The organism is Kitasatospora sp. NPDC050463, from assembly GCF_040655255.1.
Lineage (GTDB): Bacteria > Actinomycetota > Actinomycetes > Streptomycetales > Streptomycetaceae > Kitasatospora.
The window spans coordinates 1-4,865 of the sequence record NZ_JBFAJO010000174.1 but is presented as its reverse complement, the minus strand read 5'-3'; the positions used below and the strand labels follow the sequence as shown (position 1 = coordinate 4,865).

Here is a 4,865-nt window from a genome sequence, read left to right as displayed (position 1 = left end):
TACAGTTGACACATAGCGGCGATGGTCGTCACCAAGATCACCGATGCTACGAGTGAGTGCATTCGGTCCTGGCCCACTCCGGCTTCTCAGGTCGGCGGTTCCAGAAAGGCGGGCGCCGTTGCTCGCTGACTGGGCGGCCGTCCGAGAACGACGGACGTGTCCTCGACCGAATGCACTCACTCGTAGCATCGGTGATCTTGGTGACGACCATCGCCGCTATGTGTCAACTGTAGGCGGCTGTTGCAACACTGCGACTCCTTGAGCTACATGTCACTTGGGATGCCCGCTGACCTGCGCTGGTGTCAGTTCTGTTCCGCGCTAGGGCATCCGGACTGCTGAGCCTTCTTGGCACCTGGGTACACGATCGCGACACGGGCACCGGCCGCCGCCGTCGCACACCCTCCGAGCGTTCCCTGCGCAGTCGCGCCGCCTTACCCATCGCCACTCCTCGTGTTGCTTTGGCTACTCGGAGGAATTTTGGGGGCGGGGACTGACAGTCCAGGTCCGCCTCCACGGTCGAACGTGCCGTCGTCGCGCACGGCGGCCCTCCTCTTTCGCGTCGGTGAGGGTGGAGCGGGTCAGGCGGCCGGGCGGCCCAGACGGCGCCGGGGCGTGCGGGCCGTCAGTCGCAGCAGGTCGTGCAGGGGGAAGCCGTGCTCGGCCCACTGGCGGAGCCGGTCGCGGTCGACCCAGTGCACGTGGTGCTTGTCGCCCCACGCCTTGGCGTCGCGGGTGAAGGAGCCGTTGGTGACCACGACCGCGATGTCGGCACCGTGCGCGGGGCCTGCGGTGCCCTTGACCTGGTACATCACCTGGGAGCCAACCTTCGCGCCAACCCTGGTGTGCTTGGCCTGGAGCACGATCCGGCCCAGGGCGGGGTGCTGGCCGATCACGTCGGCCGCCTGGTCGCCCTGCCGGCCGACCTGCCGTGCGCTCCAGCCGTCCCGGATCAGCAGGTCCCGGAGCGCGAACTCGAAGTTCTGGTCGCTGAGGGCGTCGATGCCGGTGAGGCTGAGCCGCATCGTCGCCAGCCGCCCGGCGCGCGCCCGGTCCGTGGCCCGCCTGCGTACCCACCAGGCCGCCGCGCCGAGGGCGACCGTGCCCGCGAGGACGGCGAGGACGGGCCAGTTGCGTGCCGCGGCCCGGGCGGCGGCTTCGGCTGCCCGGGTTAGCCAAACGAGAACAGCGAGGGCGACCGCCGAGGCCGCGAGGATTTCGGTGGTGCCGCGCGGCCGGCGCAGTCGGCGCCGCCTGCGGGCCATCAGTGCGCTGCGGGGGCGGAAACTGCGGGCGCGGGTGTGGTCGGAGTGGTCGTGTCGGTGTCGCTGAAGCCGACGAAGTGCCCCCATAGCCACACCAGCGCGCAGATTCCGGCGATCGTCCATCCGCTCATCTTCTTGGCGCTCGGCCGCGGGTTGCGGCGGATGTGGCTGCGGACGACGTGGTATCCCTCGGGTACCGGCATCGGAGTCGTTCCCTCCCGTCGGCGGACCGCACCGTGCGGCCCGTCTGGTCATTGATGTACCAGTGGCCCACGACAGGAACTGATGGATCAGCAACAAGAGGCTCTCGCTCTGGGCGCGTTCCGGACGGCCTCGCGGGTGCGGGCGGCCGGCCCGCGCGCCCCCGCGGAACAGCCCTGACCTTGCGTGATCGAACGATCCCGTAGTGCGATCGCCTGGGGGCCGCGCGGGAGATCGAAGTCGCCCGGGCTGGAGAGGGGGGCAGCTGGCCTGCCCGGATGCTGCCGGCCGGCCGGCCCGGCGTAACTGGTCATGAGTATGGCGGGAACTGGCGGCGTACGCCGGTGGTACGGGCCGGGGTGATCGCATCGGGATCCGCCGGTGTCCGGGGTCGGCGGGGAGGATGATGGGCAGCAGCCGCCGGTGGGCTGACCGCGGACGTGGACGAGTCGCGGCTGACGGTGATCGCCGTGTAGGAGGCGGTCACCGGCGGGCAGGGCACGCAGAGCTGGTTCGAGACGGTGCGGTGGGCGGTCCGGTTTATGCGAGCCGCGCTGCGGAGGTGGTCACGACAGGCGGCGTCCCGGTCCATTACGGAGTCCACCGGCCTGGCGCGCTGACCAAATCCATTTCCGGGTCAAGCCGGTGGGTCCCGTAGGTGGATCAACGGCGCCGCAGTTCACCGCGCATGATCCCAGCGGTGAAGGCGTCGTATTCTGCGTCGTCGAAGAGGTGAGGGGGCTTGTGGGGGTTCTCGGAGTCGCGTAGGGCGACGAAGCCCTGGTCGAGGAAGGCCACCTCCACGCAGGTGGTCCCTCCGCTGCTGGCGGTCTGCCACTGGGCGTCGGCGAGCTGGCTCTCGATCCAGGCCGGGTCGAGGTCGTTCTTGTTCATGACATTTCCTTGGCGAGCGTGGTGAGGAAGGGCAGCGACGCCTTGGGTGAAAGGGCGTCGGACTTCAGGAGGTCACTGGTCGTGCGGTAGACCTCGACCGTCTCCGGCCGGTTGAGGTGCAACGATGTGCGCATCGACTCGATACACACGATGTCGCGCCCGGCGGAGAAGGACATGAGCATGAACGGACCGTCCATGCCCGCGTGCGCGCCCGCCGTGTAGGGCAGGACCTGGATGGTGATGTTCGGATTGGTGCGTGCCAGCTCGGCGAGGTGTGCGACCTGGGCGCGCATCACGCTGCGGTCGCCGACCTCCTGGCGGAGCAGGCCTTCGGTGAGGACGGCCCATATCTTCAACGGGGGCGTGCGCTCGAGCATGACCTTCTGGTGCTCCTGGCGCACGGTCATGAAGCCGTCGATGTCCGTGGTGGTTTTCCATGCCCGGCTTCCCTCGATGACGGCCCGTGCGTAGTCGGGGGTCTGCAGGAGGCCGTGGACCGCCAGGGGGTTGAAGGTGAACAGGCCGCTGGCGGTCTCGATCTGGGTGAGGTAGTCGCCCAGCGGGTCGTCGACGATGTCTTCGTACTGCTGCCACCAGTCGGGCTCGCCGGCCTTGCGTACCAGGTCCCGTAGTTCCTGGCGCACGGCTTCGTCGGTGACGCCGAACACCTCGAAGAAGTGGGGCAGCTGTTGGACGGTCACCCCTTGGGTGCCCTTTTCGATCTTGCTGACCGTTGACAGTGCTCGGTACCCGAGGCGGGTGGCCGCCTCTTCCTGGGTCCAGCCCAGCCCCTCACGCAGGCGCCTGAACTCGGAGCCCAGGCGTCGGCGACGCGGTGTCGGATCTACAGACATGACCACCTCCTTCATCGTCAGGAAGCGTAGCGCCCAGGCCAGTTCTGGCATACGCCAGATGCCGGACAGGAAAGGTTTTCCTGTCCGATGGTATTGCCCAGTGGTGTCGCGGGGTCCATCATCGGAGCTCGACATGCGGAGGGTGCTCCGGCAAGTACGGAGCGCTACCTCGTTCGCTGTGCTTCACCCTGCCGATCGGAGGGGCCGATGCCTGCCATGGCGGTCCGCGCAATCCCGCAGTACCGGACGGTGCTGCCCGAGGTTCGCCCTGAAGCGATGGGCCCTGTGCGCGAGATCGTCCGCGCTCATCTGCGTCTGTGGCGCAAGAGCGAGCTGAGCGACCTCGCGGTCCTGGGCGTGACCGAGCTGCTGACCAACGTCCTCAAGCACGCCCCAGGAGACTGCGAGCTGCTGATGCGCGAGACGCCGGACGGGGTCTTCGTAGGTGTCACCGACTACGCCGACAGCCTGCCGACGCTGCAAGAGCCGTCGCCAGGCCAGACCGGAGGCTGGGGGCTGTTCCTGCTGGCCGACGTCGCCGACGAACTGGACGTGAAGCTGCTGCCGTACGGCAAGCAGGTCTGGTTCAGACTCGGCGCGGCCTGCGCCGAGGACCAGAGAGCGAGTGCCCCTCCGCGCTGACCATCCCTGCCCGGGCCGCGGTGCGGTCCGGATGGGCGACTCAGGGCACGACCTCGTTCAACGTCCCTTCGTCGACCAGGAGTCGCGCACATGAAGATCGTGACCGCCGTCCGTGCCGACATCCCGTCCTGGATGTCGCTGGCGGCAGACGTCGAGGAACTGTTCGGACCGCTGGTCGACGATCCGGGGTTCGAAGCCGCGCTGGTGCGCAACATTGAACGCGGGACCGCCCTGTGCGTACGTGCGGCAGAAGCGCCCTCCGGGTCGGCGCTCGCCGGCGGTCTCCTGTTCTCGGCCCGTCACCCGCACTACGAGATCACCTGGCTGGCCGTAGAAGGGAAGGCCAGGGGCCGGGGGATCGGCCGGCTCCTGGTGGACGCCGCGCTACGGGAGTTCACCTCGCCACCATGCATGGTCGAGGTCACAACCTTCGGGCCGGACCATCCCGGCTCGGGCGCCCGCCTCTTCTACGAGGGGCTGGGCTTCGAGCCGACCGCACAGCTCCTCGAGGGCGGCTCGCGCCAGGTGTACCGGCTGCAACTGCCACTCGCCTGAGCCCGGCACCTGCCCGACCGGACCGGCAAGCCCGACGGCCCGGCACGCACCAAGACCATCACTCAGTGTCATTAACGTATCGCGATCCGCTGATCATACGGGTGGACGGCAGAGGCCGGTCCCGCAGCTGTCCGCGGTTGGGGAGGGTGTCGTGAGCAACAGCAGATCCCGAGAACATCCCGATTCACCGGTGGTGATCCTCGGCGGTGGTCCCTGCGGCCTGGCGTGCGCGTACGAGCTCCAACGGCTCGGTCACCGCGACTGGCTGTTACTCGAGGCGGCGCCCGGGGTCGGGGGGCTCGGCTCCTCCGTGGTCGACGAGGCCGGCTTCACCTGGGACCTGGGCGGTCACGTCGTGTTCTCTAAGTGGTTGGCTCCGGAAGTCCTTCGGGGGTTGATCACGTTGCCAGGGCGACGGAGGATTCTTCCTGGTGATCGGCGGTGTGCCGGTCGAGCC

General features: G+C 68.6%; 7 protein-coding genes. 3 read left to right on the top strand and 4 right to left on the bottom strand.

Going from position 1 to position 4,865, the window contains the following annotated elements; translation table 11 throughout:
* Positions 1 to 578 precede the first annotated feature (578 nt).
* The 4 genes from AB0J08_RS41005 to AB0J08_RS40990 form a co-directional block, all read right to left on the bottom strand.
* Positions 579 to 1,262, bottom strand: coding sequence for a restriction endonuclease (locus tag AB0J08_RS41005; protein ID WP_360645122.1), 684 nt, complete (start codon positions 1,260 to 1,262; stop codon positions 579 to 581).
* Positions 1,262 to 1,465: a hypothetical protein gene (locus AB0J08_RS41000; RefSeq protein ID WP_360645120.1), complete on the bottom strand. Its 204-nt coding sequence runs from the start codon at positions 1,463 to 1,465 to the stop codon at positions 1,262 to 1,264. The genes AB0J08_RS41005 and AB0J08_RS41000 overlap by 1 nt, the downstream gene beginning before the upstream one ends.
* 661 nt (positions 1,466 to 2,126) lie before the next feature.
* Entirely contained in the window at positions 2,127 to 2,357 is a 231-nt protein-coding gene (locus tag AB0J08_RS40995; protein WP_360645117.1) for a DUF397 domain-containing protein, read from the bottom strand.
* The gene (locus AB0J08_RS40990; protein ID WP_360645114.1) at positions 2,354 to 3,262 is read right to left on the bottom strand and encodes a helix-turn-helix transcriptional regulator; all 909 of its coding nucleotides are present in this window, start codon (positions 3,260 to 3,262) and stop codon (positions 2,354 to 2,356) included. Before AB0J08_RS40990 ends, AB0J08_RS40995 begins: the two co-directional genes overlap by 4 nt.
* A 165-nt stretch (positions 3,263 to 3,427) precedes the next feature.
* Here AB0J08_RS40990 and AB0J08_RS40985 point away from each other — a divergent pair, with 165 nt between their 5' ends.
* The 3 genes from AB0J08_RS40985 to AB0J08_RS40975 all read left to right on the top strand — a co-directional run.
* The gene (locus AB0J08_RS40985; RefSeq protein ID WP_360645111.1) at positions 3,428 to 3,853 is read left to right on the top strand and encodes an ATP-binding protein; all 426 of its coding nucleotides are present in this window, start codon (positions 3,428 to 3,430) and stop codon (positions 3,851 to 3,853) included.
* Positions 3,854 to 3,943: 90 nt separating this feature from the next.
* Positions 3,944 to 4,408, top strand: a complete 465-nt coding sequence (locus AB0J08_RS40980; protein ID WP_360645108.1) for a GNAT family N-acetyltransferase — start codon at positions 3,944 to 3,946, stop codon at positions 4,406 to 4,408.
* Positions 4,409 to 4,559: 151 nt separating this feature from the next.
* Positions 4,560 to 4,865: NAD(P)-binding protein (locus AB0J08_RS40975; protein WP_360645105.1), on the top strand; the 306-nt coding region annotated here is incomplete at its 3' end.